The organism is Mucilaginibacter sp. CAU 1740, from assembly GCF_039839285.1.
Taxonomy (GTDB): domain Bacteria; phylum Bacteroidota; class Bacteroidia; order Sphingobacteriales; family Sphingobacteriaceae; genus Mucilaginibacter.
Genome location: NZ_JBDOQS010000005.1, coordinates 149,283 through 169,092, shown reverse-complemented (window position 1 = coordinate 169,092; position 19,810 = coordinate 149,283). Strand labels below are relative to the sequence as shown.

Annotated in this window: 18 protein-coding genes; 5 read left to right on the top strand and 13 right to left on the bottom strand. The window is 43.4% G+C overall.

Features of this window, described 5'->3' with window-relative positions; genetic code table 11:
* Positions 1-39: 39 nt before the first annotated feature.
* Genes AAFN85_RS13105 through AAFN85_RS13090 form a run of 4 tightly spaced genes read right to left on the bottom strand, consistent with a single transcriptional unit; the run spans position 40 to position 2,382 of the window.
* Complete coding sequence (locus AAFN85_RS13105) at positions 40-297, bottom strand: DUF3820 family protein (protein WP_347528080.1); 258 nt, start codon at positions 295-297, stop codon at positions 40-42.
* Between the two features lie 42 nt (positions 298-339).
* Positions 340-1,035 (bottom strand): response regulator transcription factor, encoded by a 696-nt coding sequence (locus tag AAFN85_RS13100; protein ID WP_347527801.1) that lies wholly within the window; start codon positions 1,033-1,035, stop codon positions 340-342.
* The gene (locus AAFN85_RS13095; protein WP_347527800.1) at positions 1,035-1,343 is read right to left on the bottom strand and encodes a sensor histidine kinase; all 309 of its coding nucleotides are present in this window, start codon (positions 1,341-1,343) and stop codon (positions 1,035-1,037) included. Before AAFN85_RS13095 ends, AAFN85_RS13100 begins: the two co-directional genes overlap by 1 nt.
* Before the next feature lie 7 nt (positions 1,344-1,350).
* Positions 1,351-2,382 (bottom strand): histidine kinase dimerization/phospho-acceptor domain-containing protein, encoded by a 1,032-nt coding sequence (locus AAFN85_RS13090; RefSeq protein ID WP_347527798.1) that lies wholly within the window; start codon positions 2,380-2,382, stop codon positions 1,351-1,353.
* Positions 2,383-2,515: 133 nt separating this feature from the next.
* On the opposite strand from AAFN85_RS13090, the gene AAFN85_RS13085 reads away from it, so the two are divergent.
* Positions 2,516-3,193 (top strand): TlpA disulfide reductase family protein, encoded by a 678-nt coding sequence (locus AAFN85_RS13085; RefSeq protein ID WP_347527796.1) that lies wholly within the window; start codon positions 2,516-2,518, stop codon positions 3,191-3,193.
* A gap of 23 nt (positions 3,194-3,216) precedes the next feature.
* Here the strand turns inward: AAFN85_RS13085 and AAFN85_RS13080 are convergent, their stop codons facing one another.
* A complete protein-coding gene (locus AAFN85_RS13080; RefSeq protein ID WP_347527794.1) occupies positions 3,217-4,152 on the bottom strand; it encodes an MBL fold metallo-hydrolase in 936 nt (311 codons plus the stop codon).
* 158 nt (positions 4,153-4,310) lie between these two features.
* Here AAFN85_RS13080 and AAFN85_RS13075 point away from each other — a divergent pair, with 158 nt between their 5' ends.
* Positions 4,311-4,538 (top strand): hypothetical protein, encoded by a 228-nt coding sequence (locus AAFN85_RS13075; protein ID WP_347527792.1) that lies wholly within the window; start codon positions 4,311-4,313, stop codon positions 4,536-4,538.
* 151 nt (positions 4,539-4,689) lie between these two features.
* Here the strand turns inward: AAFN85_RS13075 and AAFN85_RS13070 are convergent, their stop codons facing one another.
* The 7 genes from AAFN85_RS13070 to AAFN85_RS13040 all read right to left on the bottom strand — a co-directional run bounded on the left by AAFN85_RS13070 (position 4,690) and on the right by AAFN85_RS13040 (position 14,130).
* Positions 4,690-6,000, bottom strand: a complete 1,311-nt coding sequence (locus AAFN85_RS13070; RefSeq protein WP_347527790.1) for an MFS transporter — start codon at positions 5,998-6,000, stop codon at positions 4,690-4,692.
* Between the two features lie 19 nt (positions 6,001-6,019).
* Entirely contained in the window at positions 6,020-6,682 is a 663-nt protein-coding gene (locus tag AAFN85_RS13065; protein ID WP_347527789.1) for a bifunctional 4-hydroxy-2-oxoglutarate aldolase/2-dehydro-3-deoxy-phosphogluconate aldolase, read from the bottom strand.
* On the bottom strand, positions 6,679-7,710 hold the full coding sequence (locus AAFN85_RS13060; protein WP_347527788.1) for a sugar kinase: 1,032 nt from the start codon (positions 7,708-7,710) through the stop codon (positions 6,679-6,681). The genes AAFN85_RS13065 and AAFN85_RS13060 overlap by 4 nt, the downstream gene beginning before the upstream one ends.
* Positions 7,711-9,111, bottom strand: a complete 1,401-nt coding sequence (gene uxaC / locus AAFN85_RS13055) for a glucuronate isomerase (protein ID WP_347527787.1) — start codon at positions 9,109-9,111, stop codon at positions 7,711-7,713.
* Between the two features lie 382 nt (positions 9,112-9,493).
* Positions 9,494-11,200, bottom strand: a complete 1,707-nt coding sequence (locus AAFN85_RS13050; RefSeq protein WP_347527786.1) for a sodium/sugar symporter — start codon at positions 11,198-11,200, stop codon at positions 9,494-9,496.
* Between the two features lie 48 nt (positions 11,201-11,248).
* A complete protein-coding gene (gene xylA, locus AAFN85_RS13045; RefSeq protein WP_347527785.1) occupies positions 11,249-12,577 on the bottom strand; it encodes a xylose isomerase in 1,329 nt (442 codons plus the stop codon).
* 74 nt (positions 12,578-12,651) lie between these two features.
* Positions 12,652-14,130, bottom strand: a complete 1,479-nt coding sequence (locus AAFN85_RS13040) for an FGGY family carbohydrate kinase (RefSeq protein WP_347527783.1) — start codon at positions 14,128-14,130, stop codon at positions 12,652-12,654.
* Positions 14,131-14,248: 118 nt separating this feature from the next.
* Here AAFN85_RS13040 and AAFN85_RS13035 point away from each other — a divergent pair, with 118 nt between their 5' ends.
* The 3 genes from AAFN85_RS13035 to AAFN85_RS13025 all read left to right on the top strand — a co-directional run bounded on the left by AAFN85_RS13035 (position 14,249) and on the right by AAFN85_RS13025 (position 17,974).
* The gene (locus tag AAFN85_RS13035; RefSeq protein ID WP_347527781.1) at positions 14,249-15,280 is read left to right on the top strand and encodes a LacI family DNA-binding transcriptional regulator; all 1,032 of its coding nucleotides are present in this window, start codon (positions 14,249-14,251) and stop codon (positions 15,278-15,280) included.
* Between the two features lie 366 nt (positions 15,281-15,646).
* Complete coding sequence (locus AAFN85_RS13030) at positions 15,647-16,954, top strand: cytochrome ubiquinol oxidase subunit I (protein WP_347527780.1); 1,308 nt, start codon at positions 15,647-15,649, stop codon at positions 16,952-16,954.
* A 12-nt stretch (positions 16,955-16,966) separates the two neighbouring features.
* Positions 16,967-17,974 (top strand): cytochrome d ubiquinol oxidase subunit II, encoded by a 1,008-nt coding sequence (locus AAFN85_RS13025; protein ID WP_347527779.1) that lies wholly within the window; start codon positions 16,967-16,969, stop codon positions 17,972-17,974.
* A 76-nt stretch (positions 17,975-18,050) separates the two neighbouring features.
* Here AAFN85_RS13025 and AAFN85_RS13020 read toward each other — a convergent pair whose 3' ends face one another.
* Positions 18,051-19,709: a glycoside hydrolase gene (locus tag AAFN85_RS13020; RefSeq protein WP_347527778.1), complete on the bottom strand. Its 1,659-nt coding sequence runs from the start codon at positions 19,707-19,709 to the stop codon at positions 18,051-18,053.
* Positions 19,710-19,810 lie beyond the last annotated feature (101 nt).

The following is a 19,810-nucleotide window of genomic DNA, read 5'->3' as shown; positions in this document are numbered from 1 at the left end:
CCCCGGGCCTCCTGAAGGGGGAGGAAAATAAAAAGATGCTTAAAAAGCTCCCCTTTTAGGGGGCTGTGAGCCCTTAGCTACCTGCTTCTTCACCATAAAAAGTATCTCGCTCAATCCATTTGTCTTGATCTCGAATGTAGTTGAAAGCAACATGCCCATTTTATCTTTGGTAAAGCCTTTCCCGGCCATCCACTCTAAATAACTGATGGGGATATCGGCAATAATGGTGCCTTTGTATTTACCGTACGGCATCCGGGTTTGCACAATATCAATTAATACCTGCGGATTGGGTTGCATGTTTTCCACGGGGCAAATGTAAGTTTTTGTTACTGTAGATGCTTATTTACTTTCCAACAGCTTGTAACCATGCCCACGTACGTTAATAATTTCTAATGCAGGGTCGCCTTTGATAAATTTTCTTAGCCGGGTAATGTATACATCCATGCTGCGGGCATTAAAAGGGCTGTCATCGCCCCAAAGCTTCATCAGTGCCGTTTTTCTTTCTAAGAGATGGTTTTTATGCTGGATAAGCAATTGCAGCAGATCGGCTTCGCGCTGTGATAAATTGCATGAATTTTCATCGCAATAAAACTGTAGCTTTTGATAATTGAAGAAGCTTTTGCCGATGTTGATTTCTTCCTGGATATTTTCCGGTATTCGCATGCCTCCTTTTCTTCTTACGAGCGCTTTCAATCTCACTATCAGCTCTTCCATGCTGAAAGGCTTCTTCATATAATCATCGGCACCAATTTCAAAGCCTTTTAATACATCTTCGGTTTGGGTGCGGGCGGTAAGGAATATAACGGGCACCAGATCATCTACACGGCGGATATCCTGTACCAGCGAAAAACCATCCTTTCGGGGCATCATTACATCTACCACACATACATCGGGTTTGTTTAAATTGAAACTTGCCCAGCCTTCAACCCCATTCCCCGCAATAGTGATAGCGAAGCCTCGCGTTTCTAACGATTCCCTTACTATCGAGGCCAGCACCGGTTCATCTTCCACCAGCAAAACTTTTATCTTATCCATTATTGCGGGAATTGAATAGTAAATGTACTGCCTTTGTTTATTTTGCTTTGCACGCTGATAGTTCCTTTTAAAGCCTCAGTCAACTGTTTAACATAGCTCAAGCCAAGCCCATAGCCTTTTACATCGTGTACATCGCCGCCTTGTACGCGGTAAAATTTATCAAATATATAAGGTAAATGATTGGCTGATATCCCTACGCCATCGTCGGTTACGGATAAAGCCCATCCGGCGAATAACGGCTCAACCCCGATTTGGATATTTACATTATCCCCGCCATATTTTATAGCATTATCAATCAGATTGCTCAATATGGTATCAATAATAAAAGCGTCGGTAAACCAACTCGTTGCTTTGCAGATCATATTTCAATTGTACCGTAGCATGGTTATACAGGCTAAAACGGGCTATTACTTTCTTTATTAATTCGGGCAGATCTACGTTTTGAGGATTGGCCAGTTTAGCGCCCTGTTCATAGCCGGTTATTTCCAGTACCCGGTCAATATTGGCTTCAAGCGTATCCAAAACAGCTGCGTTGATATTGAGGTAACGCTCCAGCCTTTCGGGATCAGCAGCGGCTCCAAATTGCGAAAGTGCTTCATTTGAAGATTTGAGGATGGTTATCGGCGTGCGTAATTCGTGCGTTATATTATTAATGAAATCATTTTTGATGCCGTCCAGTTGCATCTGCCGTTTAATAATGATCCCCATATAAAACAGGCTGCCAGCCGAGAGCAGGACCAGCAACAGTGATACTAATGCAGGCGCGATGTTTTGTGCTAATAACAAATTGCGGCTATTTATTTCGGCTTTCACTACGATGGGCGATTTGTAAAAGTTAACAGCAGCCGCGATCTCGCCCATTGGCGTGGTTAACCGGTTACGCAGAATCACCAATTTAAATGGAGCCTTGATGTTTTCCTTTTGCAACTCGCGCTTAAAAATGCGTGTTAAAGTATCAACATTAAGTGGTTTATGTAACTGCTGCGATAGCAGGCGCGCCACCATAGCCCTTACCACCTGTAAATTATTTTTATCTACCGATACAGTTAAAAACTCGGCGCTAAACCTTTTGATCACCCCGGGAGTATCTAACGCTATCGAATCCCGGTTAGGGATCGTTCTCATAAAAAAAGATAAAGTTGGTACTTTGTATTTAAGCGAGGTAGGTAACTCATTTTGTTGTACCTGGTACATTTCAATGCTTCGTGTTAACGCGTTGTTGGCCGCGTTTTTAAAATTGCGTTCGCCTGTTTTGTACGAGTTGTACACCCAATACACCTGGAACAGGATGATCCCGAACGCGGTTAACGCCGCCGCAATAAAAATAAATACCAGTCTCTTTTTCACTATAAGTACAAAGATATGGCTAACAGCCCGTTAATTAAACCGGGTTAACATTAGTTAACACTAAAATTAAGGGCGTTAACATTGGGTATAAGCACCGGAGATAATTTTGCAGTAAACAAAATCAAAAATCGACATGAAAAAAATCCTGATGTTGGCCATATCCAATTGTTTAATACTAAGCGCTATGGCGCAAGGCCTGCCAGATAATGCCAAATACATTTTGCCCGATGGTAAAGTTGTGACCGCTAATAAATTAGATAGCGTAGAAAAAGCCTGGGGCAACCGTGGTTTTATGATGAGTCACGACGACAAACACCCGGACGAGATCCACATTTCGCCCATGACAGATGAGTTTTTGAAAGCTGCGGCAGAAAAGAAGGCCAATCTCGAGAAAATGCTTAACCAGCCAGCCCCTGATTTTTCATTGACTGATATTACTGGTAAAAAATGGTCGTTGGCAGCGTTAAAAGGAAAAACTGTAGTGCTTAACTTCTGGTTCACCACTTGTATTCCCTGTATTGAAGAAATGCCTAAACTGAATGATATTAAAAAGCAATACAGCGATGCCGGGGTTGTTTTCCTTGCGATGGGGCGTGACGACAGCGCGGCGATAAAAGCATTTTTGAAAGCCCATCCTTTCGAATACGCACTTATTCCGAAAACAACGGAAATAGGTAAAGCTTACCATGTATCCAACTACCCTACATCTATGGTAATCGATCCTAAAGGGATCATTCGTTTTCTACAGATAGGCGGCAATGATATCAGTAAATCGTTACCGGCAGCTATCGAGGCGGCTCAGAAATCGTAACTTAAATTGCAATGGGCTGTAGATTATTTCTGCAGCCCTCTTATAACAAAAAACGCGGTTAAAGCGGCTGCAACACCAACTGTAGCTTTCAGTAAACCGCTGCTTACGCGTGGGGGCACATATTTCACGCCCATTTCATCGGCTATTGCCGGGCTATCAACATAACGCCCGGTGGATGGTACCGCCATTTCTTCAAAATGATCCGCAAGTTCATGAAGTTCATCGTGTAATTCACGGCCACGCATAACCGGGCCATGGCCTGCACCAACCGTGCGTGGTTGAAGCGCGGCAAGCGTACGCACCGATTCGGCGGCGGCTTCCCAATCCATAGTAAGATATCTTGGCGGTCCTGTTAATTTTTTTAATGAACCAAAGGAGTAGATGGCTGACTCGGCTTTGGTGGTCGAAAACGCGTCACCAGCTATCAGGGTTGAATTTACGGGTAAAAACAAAGAGATATGGCCGGGCGAATGACCCGGCGTAGGGATCATTTTCCATTCGGGCAATTCAGGTATCCCCTCTTCCATATCAATGGCTTTGATCCTGCTACCAAAATTTAGCGGACCTAAAGGAAAAAATACGGATAAAACACTCATCAAACCATCTGTTAAGGACGGATCGGCAGGCGGATATGATGATAGTCCGGTTAAGTACGGCAATTCAAGTGCATGAGCATAAACGGGCACATTCCATACTTTCAAAAGCTCCTGAAGGCCACCGGCATGGTCGCCATGGCCATGGGTAAGTACAATAGCGGCGGGACGTGTACCCAGGCCAAAAAGTTCTTCGGCCATGGCAATAATTTTATCTGCCGAACCTTTTAAGCCTGTATCAACCAATACCCAGCCTTTTGCAGCGCCGGGACGGTTAGCTATCATATAAATGTTTACAAATAGGAGTTTAGTTCCCCATACCCTCTGCGATACCTGGAAGTATTTTTTACTGTGCCTGCTGTTCATGGTTTATAATTGTTAACAGAACGTAAGCAAGATATTAAAAGTTTTACTGTATAAAAATTTTCAGCCTTGAACATTTATGCAACGGAAATGAGCATGATCACAAACCGCTTGCAAACAGAATACACCAAAAACTTGTTGCCTATATAAACTAAACAATTATGGAACAACAATCTGAAGCCACCCTTACCGGTACCGACAGCACAATAGACGGAATAGTAAAACAGGTAAACCAAGCAGGCTACAACGAAGCTTATGAATTCAAATCGTTAGATGAAACGCTGCACCTTGTAATAGCAAAGGACAGCGACGGCGAATGGATCAGGATAGATGGTACTGAACCTTATCTTTCAAGCTGGATAGATGAACTCGCCGCTCAAGCGGTGTAAAAACAGAAAACGGATAGGCTTTTCGCCTATCCGTTTTCTGTTTTAGTCATTGGGTCATTGGCTTCGCGTCATTAAGTCATTGCATAGTTTGTAAAATCATCAAACAAAAATGACTTAATGACTTAATGAAACAGTGATACAACCAAATGACTTAATCCAAAACAACAGGTTTCATTTTCGGTACAAGTACGTGCATGATCAACCAGGCCAGAATGTAGGCACTACCACAAACAAAAAACATAATGTAATAGGCAATCTCTATTTTACCCAACGCACGATAATGAACAAACAAGTTTTTCTGCACGGCAAGCGACAGAAATACGCCGCCTATCGAACCAAACATCCCCCCTATACCGGTTACCGATCCAATCGACCGTTTAGGGAACATATCAGATACAGTAGTGAAAATATTAGCGCTCCAGGCCTGGTGCGCTGATGCCGCAATGCCGATAACGATTACTGCCAGCCACATATTGATGCCACCCAAAATCTGTGCGAAAATGATCGGGATCACAAACAACGCGTAAATAAACATAGATGTTTTACGGGCTTTAAATACCGGCCAGTTGTTTTTGATGAGATTCATAGGGAGCCATCCACCGCCTATACTACCAAAGGTAGACATGGTGTAAACCAAAGCTACCGGGATAGCGATCGCTGTTCCTTTGATATGGTATTGGCTTTCCAGGAAATCGGGTAACCAGAATAGATAAAACCACCAGATAGGGTCAGTTAGAAACTTGCCTATAACAAAGGCCCAGGTTTGCTTAAAGGTAAGCAGTTTACCCCATGATATTTTTTTCTGCTCAACAGGCTGCACGGCTTCTGCCTGCGCATCATGGTCGCTATTGATGTAATCAAGCTCTGCTTTAGTTACTTTAGGATGTTTTGACGGAATACGATAAATGAGTTGCCAAAGCACCAGCCAAATAAAACCTATAGAGCCTGTTATAATAAACGCCCAACGCCATCCCCAGGCTACCGCTATAAACGGCACAGTTAAAGGAGCAACTATAGCGCCAATGTTAGCACCAGAGTTAAAAATACCGGTTGCAAATGCACGTTCCTTTTTCGGGAACCACTCTGCAACAGTTTTGATGGCTGCCGGAAAGTTACCAGCTTCGCTTATGCCTAATGCAGAACGTACGGCTGCGAAGCCAAAAGTACTGCCTACAAAGGCATGGCAAACCGCAGATATGCTCCAAAGTAAGGTTGATAAAAAATATCCGAGTTTGGTTCCTATTTTATCAATAATCCTTCCTGACACAAGCAAACCAATGGAATATGCTATTTTAAAAGCTATCTCGATATTGGCGTAATCACCGTCGGTCCACGTAAACTCCTTAGTCAAATCGGATTTTAACAGGCTGATCACTGCCCTGTCCAGATAGTTGACTGTTGTAGCAAAAAACACCAGCGAGCAAATTACCCACCTGTAATTACCAACTTTTTCTTCTCTCATTTATAATTGGTTTAATTGGCTATTTACTGGTTTTAACTATCTCCAATAGTTTTACGGTATCGGCGTACAGCTGGTCGTACTGTTGGTTTTCCAATACCGATTTGCTGATCAGTTTGCTGCCCATGCCTACCGCGCAAACGCCTGCTTTAAACCAAGTGCTAATGCTTTCGCTGCTCAAATCAACCCCACCTGTTGGTATGAACAATTGCCCGGCAAATAAATCGCGGATAGAGGATACAAACTCCGGCCCTAAAATATTGGCCGGGAATATTTTTATTAAAGCCGCACCGTTTTGCTGCGCGGTATAGATCTCTGTTGGTGTCATACAGCCGGGGATCCATAACAGGCCTTTTTCTGCAGCCAGTTTACCCACAGCCGGGTTAACAATTGGCGATACAATAAAATCGGCCCCGGCATCAATAAATGCTTCGGCCTCTTCAACACTTTTAATGGTGCCAATGCCCAATTCTAACCCTGGCATTTCTCCATCGGCCAATGCTTTCTTTAATATCTTAAAATTTTCGAGGGCTGCTGCGCCACGATTGGTGTATTCAAATACCCGGATGCCCGCCCTGTAAAGCGTACGGGTTATTTGCAGGCTCACTTCCGGGTCTTTATAAAAAAATAAAGGAAGGGTGCCTTGCTCAATTATTGCGGTTAATGCAACTTCTTTTTTACTCATTGTTTCATAGTGTTATAAACTTCATCAACTGTTTGTGTTGTAGCGTCGCCTAAAATAGAGAGCTTGCCCCAGGCGGCAGCGGTTGCAAAATCAAGCAATTGTTGTGGATCTTGTTTGTTGTAAAAGCCGTAAATAAGGCCGGCCATAAAGCAATCGCCGCTGCCTACTTTATCTACCACGGTATCGGTAGTGTAGGTTGCCGAATGATAAAAGCGGTTGCCGGTGTATAACGCGGTATAGTATTCAATACCTTTCCCAGCATCAAAACGGAAGGTATTGGCTACGGCACGACAGCGCGGATACTCATCCATTATCCGTTCTGACGAATAAAGAGATTCCTTTAAATACACACTCTGCTGACCGGATTCATGCATTTCGGGTGTTACTTCAATGCCCAGCATAGTTTCTTCGGCCCATACGTTACCCATAATTATATCAGCATACTGAACTAATTGAGGCATGATCTCGGCGGGCTTTTTGCCATATTGCCACAGTTTAGGCCTATAATTCAAATCGACCGAGATAGTGATCTGTTTACGGCTTGCAGCCTGTAAAACTTCCAGGCAAACATCAGCGGCTTGCTGACTTAAAGCCGGGCATATCGCGCTAAAATGAAACCAGCTTACGCCTTCAAGAACGGCATCCCAGTTAACAGTACCCGGTTTCAGATCGGCAAAGGCCGACCCTGCCCTATCGTAAACAATAGCATTGTTCTTTACATCCTTGCCACGGGTTAAATAGTATAGGCCAATTCTGTTGCCATGTTTATAAACGGCCGAAGTATCAATATTTTTTGCTTCGAGCGAGTTCAATATTTGCTGGGTTAGTTCATTTTCGGGCACTGCGGTAAAGTACCGGATCGGTAAATCCCATAATGCAAGCGCGTTAGCCACGTTTAGCTCCGCGCCCCCTATAAAAAATGGCAGCTTATTTTCGGTTAGCCATTGGCCGTCGCCATCAGGGCACATTCGTAGTAATAATTCGCCAAACGATAATATGCTTCTCCTGGTGTTTTTGATATTGCTCATTTAAAAATCGAAATAGTTTTTGGCGTTAAAATAGCAAATATCACTCACTATCTTACCGGTCCAGGCTATATCATTGGGCAGTTCGCCGTTTTCAATATCATCGCCCAAAAGGTTACACAAAAGCCTGCGGAAATACTCGTGTCTTGGGAAGGACATAAAGCTTCGCGAATCGGTAAGCATGCCTACCAAACGGCTCAACAAGCCCATATTTGATAAGGCGTTCATCTGCTTGATCATTCCATCCTTCTGATCCAGAAACCACCATGCCGAACCAAACTGCATTTTACCCGCTACAGAACCATCGTTGTAATTACCTACCATGGTTGCAAAAAGTTCGTTATCGGCTGGGTTAAGGTTGTAAATAATGGTTTTGGTCAGTTGATCAGAACTATCCAACCTGTTGAAGAATTTGGATAAAGCCCTGCCCTGCGTAAAATCGCCAATAGAATCCCAACCGGTGTCAGGCCCTAAATTGCTCAATGCCCGCGCATTGTTGTTGCGTAAAGCGCCGAGGTGAAACTGCTGTACCCAGCCTTTTTCGTGATCCCAAATGGCAAATTGATACAACATGGCCGATTTGAATTTCAGGATCTCCAAAGGCAGCAACACATCGTTATTTCTTATTTTATTGAAGATGGCTGCAATTTCAGCATCAGTATAATCCTCGGCATAGATCTGCTCTAAGCCATGATCAGATAATTTACAACCGTTTTCGGCGAAGTAATCATGCCTTGCTTTTAAGGCTGAAAGATATTCATCAATATTGGAGATCGAAACATTGGTAACCACTTCCAACTGATCAATGTATTTATTCAAACCGGCAACGTCATCGGCGTTCATCGCTTTATCGGGGCGGTAAGCAGGTAATACTTTTACGCTGTAGTTTTCCTGCTTTAATTTTTGATGGTAGGTCAGATTATCTAATGGATCATCTGTTGTGCCAACTACTTCAACATTTTTATTCTTAACCAGGTTGCGCACGCTAAACTCTGGTGATCGTAGCTTTTCATTACACTCAGCATATATTTTTTGTGCCGATGCAGGGCTAAGTAATTCGGTGATGCCAAAATAGCGTTGAAGCTCGAGGTGTGTCCAATGGTAAAGCGGGTTTCTTAGCGTGTAAGGAACGGTTTCGGCCCATTTAATAAATTTCTCTTCGTCGGTTTTACTACCGGTGATGTAAGTCTCATTAACGCCGTTTGCCCGCATGGCGCGCCATTTATAATGATCGCCATAAAGCCAAATGCGGGTGATGTTTTCAAAGTTGATATCATCGGCAATCTGATCGGGAGGCAAGTGGCAATGGTAGTCAATTATAGGTTGATGAGCAGCATATTCATGATACAGACGTTGAGCTGTAGGGGTATTGAGTAAAAAATCCTGGTCTAAAAAGTTTTTCATGGGCTATTAACTGGTGCAGTGCCGTGGTGCGCGGCACATAGGTTATGCTTGTTGAAGGGGCAAATTACATATCATAACACTAAGTTTAAAGCAACTGCGCCAAACAATCCACGAAAACGTTTGCGTGAATAGCTGATTTCGTTTTATAACTGGCTGTGTATTTACTCACCCCGGCATCGCTGTGCTCGCCACCCCTCTCTACGCTTCGCGTAAAGAGGGGATCAAAAACTGTTTTAAGGTTTTGATTTTCCCTACCCTCTTTGCGGCTTGCCGTAGAGAGGGTGATCCAGCGAAGCTTAGATCGGGTGAGTAAACTCTACGTAAACAAAAACGGCGATGGAACTTAAATTCCATCGCCGTTGTATGCTGAGATTATTATCTGCTACCAGAAAATAGAGTACAATGCAACCACAATACCGGTTACAATCAACGCACCTGCTAAAAATCCTTTTGAAGTTTTAAACATCGAACCATCAATTTCAAGACCGTTTGTGGTAATACCCCTGGCCTGATCAATTTTTGATATGATGTACATACCGATAACGCAGATGATAAATACAAAGCCCATACGATCAAGGAAAGGGATCTCATAAAGTTGGGTCACTTTATCGTCCTGCAAAGCCAGTTTAGAGAAACCATAAGGCGACAGGAAGCTCAGATCAATAAACCTTGGACAAAGTTTAAAGAAACATGAGAAAATGAAACCACCGATGGTTGCAAATAGAGCAGCATTTGAAGTTGCTTTTTTCCAGAAGAAACCAAGGATAAACATGGCAAAAATACCCGGAGATACGAAGCCTGTGTATTCCTGGATGTACTGGAAGCCTTGCTTACCTTCGCCCATCAGCGCTTTACCAATAAGTTCGGATAAAATGATACCTAACAATAAGGCAACAAGTACCGAAATTTTACCAAGGTTAACCAGTTTCTTATCTGTAGCTTCTGGGTTGATCGCTTTTTTATAAATATCTAACGTAAAGATGGTAGCAATACTGTTTGCTTTACCTGCCAATGAGGCAACAATTGCAGCTGTTAACGCAGCAAATGACAAACCTTTTAAGCCTGTAGGCAACAAGTTTAACAACGATGGATAAGCTTTATTAGGATCTAATACACCCGATGAGCTTGCCATTTCCTGGTGGAACATACCTTTTTGATATAACAGGTAAGCAGCGATACCAGGCAACACCACAATAACAGGCATCAGCAATTTAAGGAAAGCCGCAAACAGGATACCGCCACGTGCAGTTTTAAGGTTTGCGCCCAAAGCCCTTTGAGTAATGTACTGGTTACAGCCCCAATAGTTAAGATTGGTGATCCACATACCACCTATCAGTACAGATAAGCCCGGAAGATCCATGTAATTTGGATTATCTTTTTTGAAGATCATGTGGAAGTGATCTGTAGCTTCGCTGTGCAGAATTTTGAAACCGTTTAATAAGCCTGTGGTGCCTTCTTTTTCGCTTAACAAAGTAAGTGCAAGGTAAGATGCCATTAAACCACCCAGTATAAGTACCGCTACCTGGATAACGTCGGTATAGCCGATAACCTTCATACCACCCAATGTTATAACTGCCGAGAATATAGCCAGCAACCAGATACACAAGTGAATATCCAGACCAGATATACCGCTAATAGCTAACGCGCCAAGGTAAAGGATTGACATTAAGTTAACTACGATGTACAGCAAAAGCCAAAAAATGGCCATGATCATAGCTACAGTTCCGTTATACCGCTGATGCAGGAACTGCGGCATGGTAAAGATCTTGTTTTTAAGATATACCGGGATAAAGAAAACCGCCACAATAACAAGGGTGATAGCGGCCATCCACTCGTAAGTAGATATGGCTAAACCCATTTTAAACGCAGACCCACTTGTACCTATAAATTGTTCGGCAGAGATGTTTGAAGCGATAAGTGATGCTCCAATAGCCCACCAGGTTAACGATCCTTCGGCTAAAAAATAGTCTTTTGAGGTGGCATCGGCGTTGTGTTTACGCTTATACACCCAGAAGCCGTAGCTGGCAACAATTATAAAGTAGATAAAGAAAACAGCATAATCGCCATTCGAGAGGGTTTTGAGGTTCATTGTTTTGGTTTGTCTTTTGGTTTAATATGTATGATTGACAATTATAAACTATATATATCGATTTATCAAGTTTTCGATATATTCTTGTTTACCACTTGTCACTTTAGGTTCGCCGTTAGCTATCGCATAGTTACGCAAATCTTCCAAAGAAACATTACCATTTTCGAAATCTTTTCCAGTGCCGGCATCAAATGAGGCATACCTATCGGCACGTAGTTTTTTGTATTCTGATTTTTGCAGGATGTTATCAGCAGTTACCAAAGCCCTTGCAAACAGGTCGATACCACCAACATGCGCGTAGAACAGATCAGCAGGATCGGTAGAGTTACGACGAATCTTGGCATCGAAGTTAATGCCACCACCCTGGAAACCGCCGGCCTCAAGGATGATCAGCATGCACTCGGTAATTTCGTTAATATCGTTAGGGAACTGATCAGTATCCCAGCCGTTTTGGTAATCGCCACGGTTGGCATCTATCGATCCTAATAAACCTGAATCGGCTGCTACCTGTAGCTCATGCTGGAAGGTATGACCAGCCAATGTAGCGTGGTTAACCTCAAGGTTCAGTTTAAAATCGTTGATCAGATCGTATTTCTGCAGGAAGCCTAATACGGTGGCCGCATCATAATCATACTGGTGCTTGGTTGGCTCGCAAGGTTTTGGTTCGATAAAGAAAGTGCCTTTAAAGCCTTGTTTGCGGGCGTAATCTTTAGCGGTATGTAAAAATTTAGCCAAATGCTCCTGCTCGCGTTTCATGTTGGTATTCAACAGGCTCATATAACCTTCGCGACCACCCCAGAAAACGTAGTTTTCACCACCTAAAGCGATAGTAGCATCTAAAGCAGCCTTAACCTGTGCACCGGCATGCGCCAATACATGAAAATCAGGATTGGTTGATGCGCCATTCATGTAGCGTTTATGGCTGAACAAGTTGGCTGTGCCCCAAAGTAATTTTACGCCACTGGCAGCTTGTTTTTGTTTGGCATAATCAACCAAAGCCTGTAAACGGCGTTCGTTCTCAACTACATCATTGCCATAGTCAACCACGTCAACATCGTGGAAACAGTAGTATGGCATGTTCATTTTGGTGATGAACTCGAATGCGGCATCCATTTTATCTTTAGCACGCTCAACGGCATCAGCTTTTTCATCCCATGGAAAAACGTGCGTAGCGCCGCCAAACGGATCGGCACCTGTACCGCAGAACGAATGCCAGTAAGCACAGGCAAAGCGTAAATGATCTTTCATGGTTTTACCCGCTACTACCCTATCCGCATCATACCAGCGAAACGCCAGCGGGTTATCTGATTCAAGGCCTTCAAATTTTACCTGGCCTATTCCTTTAAAAAATTCTTTTTCGCCTGTTACTATGCTCATTTTATTTAGTGAATTAGTGATTGTTTTATTTAGTAGTTGTTAATGTTTTAGTTTTTCACTTTCAGCCTTTTGCTTTAAGCTTTCAGCTTCGCCTCAAGTAATGATTTCCATTCCTGGTAAACTGGTTCAAAACCATTTGTTGTTGGTTCGATCAGTTTTATAGCCTGGATGTTGCTGAATGCTTCGGCTGGCGATTTGAAAATGCCAGCGCCTATGCCTGCTCCTAACGCCGCACCTACGCTGCCATCATTATTATAAAGTTCAACTGGAACTCCGGTAGCATTAACAAAGGTTTGGGTGAACAGATCGCTCAAAAACAGGTTGCTTTTGCCTGCGCGGATAACGGTTGGATTCATGCCGTTACTACGCATAATATCAAACCCGTAGCGAAATGATGATGCTATCCCCTCCTGTACCGCGCGGAAAATATGCGCCGGGGTATGCAGGTTTAAATCGATATTTTGGAAATGCGCGCCAACTTGTTTGTTGTTCAGCATACGCTCTGCACCATTGCCAAATGGCAACACTTGTAAACCTTCACTGCCTAATGATGCTTTTTCGGCTTCGGCATTCATTTGGTTGTAGCTGTATCCCGTACCAAAAGTATTTTTCACCCATCGGTACAAGCTGCCGGTGCCATTAATACATAACAACACGCCGAGCCTCTTTTGCTCATCGGCATAGTTAACATGCGCGAAAGTGTTGATGCGCGATTGCTGATCATAAGCTAACTGGTCGCTCACACCATAGATCACGCCCGAAGTACCGGCCGTTGCCGCTACCTCACCAGGGTTAAGTACATTTAGTGAAAGGGCATTGTTGGGTTGATCACCTGATTTATAGGCCACTGGGATACCTGCCTTTAAGCCTAACTTTTCTGCGATTGATGCCTGTAATGCTCCGTGCGATGAAAATACGGGGTTAATAACAGGGAAAAGGCTTTCATCAAAACCAAAATAGTCTACTATCTCTTTAGAGATGCTATTGGTTTTAAAATCAAAGAAAACACCTTCAGATAATGCTGATACCGATGTGGTAATATCGCCGGTTAGTTTCATGGCAATATAATCTCCAGGCAGCATGATCTTATCTATTTTAGCATAGGTTTCAGGCTCGTTCTCTTTAACCCATGCCAGCTTGGACGCGGTAAAGTTGCCGGGTGAGTTAAGCAAATGCGAAAGACAATGCTCCTCGCCTATGGCTTCGAATGCTTTATCGCCAATTTCAACGGCGCGGCTATCGCACCATATGATACTATCGCGTAATACATTCTGGTCTTTATCAACCAAAACCAAACCGTGCATTTGGTATGCAATGCCTACGGCCGATATGTCCTGCGCGTTGTAACCACCTTTGGCATGGCAACGCTCCAAAGCTTTTTGAAACTGCTCCCACCACATAGACGGCGACTGCTCGGCCCAACCGGGGTGCAATGCTTTTATTGGCGATTCCTCGTCCGGGTATTGTGCCGAAGCAACGGCTTTTTGCGTGGCGGCGTCAACAACGCTCACCTTTACCGACGAGGTACCTATGTCGATCCCTAATAATAGCATAGCTTAGTATGAATTTTGGTTGTTTTTATTAATTGGTAACTTAACGCAACGAAAATATAGAAATAAATAAAAAATTCAATCGATTGCGTAAAATATTTTTTCCAAATTGCACCTACTAATGAAGAAAGTTAAACGCACCACCATTTATGACATTGCCGCTAAACTCGGCATAACCGCGTCGTCTGTATCGCGCGCGCTGAATAACAGCAGCCAGGTTAATGAAAAAACCCGCGAGCTCATCATCAAAACTGCTGATGAGCTAAACTATAAGCGCAACACGCTGGCCTCCAACCTGCGCAAAGGGCATTCAAAAACCATTGGTGTGGTGGTGCCGCGCATTAATCAAAACTTTTTCAGCAATGTGATCGCGGGCATTGAAGAAACTACTTATCAAAAAGGCTACAACCTCATTATCTGCCAATCGGGCGAGGTGCATGATAAGGAAATTCAATGCGTTAATACGCTTATTAACCAACACGTTGATTGCGTTGTGATCTCCGTTGCAGCAGATAGTTATGATTATCAGCACTTGCAAAATGTAATTGACCACGGCATCCAGTTGATCCAGTTTGACCGTGTGGCCGAAGAGCTGGAAACCCTGAAGGTAATTAACGACAACGAGCAGGCATCTTTCGAGGCGGTATCACACATGATAGATAACGGCTACAAACGTATCGCCCTGTTAGAAGGGCCTCAAAACCTCAACATTTTCCGCCAACGTAAAAACGGTTACTTACGAGCATTCGCCGAGCGCAAGATCCCTATCATCAATGAACTGGTAATTGAAAACGCCTGGACAAAAGAATTAGGCGCCGAAGCCACCCGCAAACTCCTCAACCTCCCCCAGCCTCCCGATGCGATATTTGCTTCCACATCCGATTTTTCGGCTTTGGGTGTTTTAGAGGTTGCTAACGCGATGAATATCAAGGTTCCGTCGGAATTGGGTATCTGCGGATATTCGAACGAAGCCTTTACGCAGATCACCAGTCCATCCATCACTACTATCGATCAGTTCAGTGTTTATATGGGCAATACCATTGGCAACCTGTTTTTCCAGGAAGTGGCTAACAGCGATGTTGCCGTGAAACCGAAGATTATTAGTATCAAGCCTGAGCTGATCATCAGAGGATCAACGGCTAAGAAGGCATAGATCTACATATTGCAGATTCAAAATACGCAAAGAGTCAATAAGAACTAAACATTGCAGATTTAAAGCACGCAAAGACGCTAAGACGCAAAGTTTTAGCGTCTTTATCATTCAAAAAACTTTGCATACTTAAAAATACTTTGCGTCTTAGCGCCTTTGCGTGCCTAAACTATGGAACTTACCACAAAGAACACTTTGCATATCAACGTCTTCCCGCAAAAAAACAAAACACAAGTCGATACTAAATAATCCCCACTAATCCAATTACATCCAACATAAAATTTTATTTTAAATTCAATATCGATAAGCAATTAGTTACAAATTTGTTACATTATGCTTTAATTTCAGCCATTATTTAAGTATACTCCTATGGATGATTTTTTAGCGGCCAGATCCCAAATGGCCTTATCGTTAGGGTTTCATATCATATACTCCTGCATTGGGATGGTGATGCCGGTTTTTATGGCCATATCACACTTTAAATGGATCAAAACACAAAACCCGGTTTACAAAAACATTACCGTGGCCTGGAGCAAGGGCGTTGCTATTTTCTTTGCAACGGGTGCGGTATCGGGCACTATGCTTTCCTTTGAGTTAGGCCTGCTTTGGCCGGGCTTTATGAAACATGCCGGGCCAATATTTGGCATGCCATTTTCGTTGGAAGGAGTAGCTTTCTTTATCGAAGCAATAGCTTTGGGCTTGTTTCTTTACGGCTGGAACCGTCTCAATAATTGGGTGCACTGGACGGCCGGGATCATCGTTGGCGTAAGTGGTGTAGCATCGGGCATACTTGTAGTAGCCGCCAATTCATGGATGAATAGCCCTTCTGGGTTTGATTTTGTAAATGGGCAATACATCAATATCGATCCGGTGAAAGCCATGTTTAACGCGGCCTGGTTTTCCGAATCATTACATATGATCATCGCGGCGTTTTCGGCAACAGGTTTCGCGGTAGCAGGCATCCACGCGCTGATGATCTACCGCAAAAAGAACATCGAGTTTCATACAAAATCATTTAAAATAGCCATCATATTTGGCGCGGCAGCGGCAATTATTCAGCCATTGAGCGGCGATCTTTCTGCCAAAAACGCCGCTAAACGCCAACCCGCAAAACTGGCCGCCATGGAGGCCTATTTTCACACGCAGGAATATGCCCCGCTGGTTATTGGCGGTATCCCCGACACAGCAGCTAAAAAAGTTAATTATGGCATCGAGATTCCCGGATTACTTAGCTTTTTGGTACACGATAATTTTAAAACACCTGTAAACGGTTTAGATAAGATCCCGGTGAAAAACCAGCCTCCTGTGGCCGTTACGCATTATGCTTTTCAAATTATGGTGGGCATAGGTGTACTAATGATGCTGATAGGCCTTGTTTACTTTTATGAATTATGGAAAAAGAAGGATATGTTAAGTAAACCATGGTTCCTCAAGCTGTTTATCTGGGCAACACCGCTCGGTTTTATAGCGCTCGAGGCCGGGTGGACGGTAACGGAAGTTGGTCGCCAGCCATGGATCATCCAAGGTGTAATGCGTACCAGTGAAGCTGTAACGCCAATGCCGGGGATCCAATATTCGTTTTACCTGTTCAGCTTCATTTATTTTACGCTGAGTATTGCCGTTATATTTCTACTAAAAAGGCAGATCCAAATGGTGCCTGAATTGTACGACCGTTAAAACTCTGAGATCATGCTTTACATCGTTATCCTATTTCTCTTTGCCGCCATCACCCTCTACTTTTTACTGGGCGGGGCCGATTTTGGTGCCGGCATTATCGAGCTTTTTACCTCAACAGATAATAAACACCGCACCCGCAAGATCATGTACCAAGCCATTGGCCCCATTTGGGAGGCGAATCACATGTGGCTTATTATTACTGTGGTGATCTTGTTTGTAGGTTTTCCAACAATCTATAGCGAGATGTGCATTTATCTGCATATTCCATTGCTGGTAATGTTATTAGGCGTTATAGCACGAGGGACGGCTTTTTCATTTCGCAACTATGATGCGGTGAAAGATGAAAAAACGCAGGCTTTCTATACCCACATTTTTGTTTACTCAAGCTTTGTTACACCGTTGTTTTTAGGAATAATAGCCGGGAGTGCTCTTTCCGGCCAGATCAATCCTAAGGCTACCGATTTTGCCCATGCCTATATTTTTAGCTGGTTCAACTGGTTTTCGGTATCAGTAGGCTTTTTTACCGTGGCGCTTTGCGGCTTCCTTGCGGCAATTTACATAGTTGGCGAAACAGAGGATGTGGACGAGATCAAACGCTACATCCGTAAAGCAAAGATCATGAACATAGCAGCAGTAATTTGTGGCGCATTGGTATTCGTAGCATCAGATATTGAGAAAGTTCATTTGGCTAACTGGATCTTCGGTAACCCGGTAAGCTTAGTTGCGGTGATCGCTGCAACTATTTCATTAGGAGTGCTTTATTTAATTATATCACACAAGCGCAATAGGCAATGGATCAGGCTTTTGGCCGCCTTCCAGGTTTGTATGATATTGATATCGGTAGGTTTTTCCCGATTCCCGAGGTTTGTTATTTTTAAAGATGGAAGCTCGATGTCGCTGTTAACAGAACACGCCAATAGTAATAGTATTGATGATTTGGGGATAGGGTTGCTGGTTGGTAGTTTGTTTATTTTACCGGCGCTGGGATACTTGTATTACGCGTTTAAGAAAAAGGCATAACCATGATTCACTTGATTTTAGGATGAGTCTGATGTTTCGATGCATCAAGAAATCCTAAAATCAAGCGAATCACGGTTCAGTTTTGAAAAATCTCCGGATACTTCCTGATAAAATAAACCGGCGTACAGCTCCACGCATGACAGTAGCTATTCACCGGGTAAAAGTTATAGGGTGATTTTAATTCGTCATTCGGATCGTAAACCTCCCAGAATGTGTCAGCTCCTTTTTTAACCATACCGCCCCAATAGGTTTGGAGGGCATCTTTAGCTTCGGCTTTCAGTCCGCTTTCAATTAGCGCTGCAACGTAGTAATGAAACATGTAGGGCGCTCCGGGATGTACCGCGTTAGCTACGTTAGGTAGCGCTTTTAATGTTTTTTGTGCTTCAGCTTTTGAGGCAATGCCGCTTAGTACCATCCAGGCTTGTGTACCGTATGAGATCTGTTTATCAGTACCGCTTACAAACAGGCCTTGCTTTTTATTGTACAGGTTTTTATGCGCCGCATCTTTTAGTTTTTTGGCCAACGCGGGGATATCCGCTACTTCGCTTTCTTTACCTAATAGTTTTGCAAGCTCATAGGTTTGGTTGAGGGTGTAAACAGTTAAACCTTGCAGCGGACCTTGTTTATCCAAGCCATCTTTCCAGTCAAAAAACACCCACCATTCTTTTCCTGCTTTTACGTAATCCATCATGCCATCCGCACCGGCGTATTTACGGGCAATATCCAATTGTTTTTTTGCTACGGGCCATAAATCCAGACCGGTTTGCTTATCATTGGTAGCAGCTACGTATTCTTTTAAAGCTACGTTATACAGAAAACAATAATCCAGCAGGCGGTTACCCACCTGCGCATGTGGTTCGGGTGTTTCAAAAACGTTGGAAATCAGGATGCCGTCATCGCCGGATAAACCTGCCAATAGGTAAAAGCAACGACGGGTAAGATCGTAATTTTTAAATGAGTACATGTTGGCGAGCGATTCAAGATAGAGATCCCCTATCCATAGGCGTCGATCTCGTTTTGGCCCATCTTCATACACGGTTTGCATGCACTCTTTTAATGTTGTAAGCCCTATCCTGTCAATATCATTGATCATTTGTGATGTGCCTGTAGCCAAGCCATCCGGTGTGCTTGTAACCGATGTTGTTGCTTTAAATTGGATGTTAGTGATATGAAAATCGAAATATGATGAAGCTCCCAACAACTCGATCTTCACATAACGGTAGGCCAACCTACGCGGTATGGTAATGGTTGCCGGCATTTCAGTTATGGTAAATATCTCGTCCTGTAGCCAGGCCCGGCTCAAACCGCCGGGATAAGGATCAAACGGTACTGAAAGTTCGGCTGGCACTTCACCGAAAGTGAATTTCAGTCGCACTGGTGCGTCTTGAGTACCTTTTAAGGTATTGATAGTAAAAGTGCAATAGCCCGTTAAATGCTCGCCAAAGTCGGCAATTACACCGCTTTGTTTTTTAAATGAGTTATTATAAAGCGAATCGATGCTATTGCCCTTAACCGCTTTCCAACCCTGAAAAGCTGAGGCATCCTTTTCCATTTTTACCAGCCCGATGGGCTGTTTGATAGTTTCGGTAAGTTTGGGCTTAAAGTCTTCGGCCTTTTTGAGCCAGCTTTGGCGGTATTGCGCGTAGAGATCCTGGGCTTTTACATTCGTAGTAAAAAGGACGGCGCAAGCAGCTAATAAAAAACAAATTTTAGTTTGGTTACGGTTTAATGCCATTTGGGTTTAATTGAGTTTAAACTCCGGTGAGAGGAGCAGATAATTGGTTAAAGCAAGATAATACTAAACCGTAGGCTAACTATCTCTATCTGTCTTTTTTA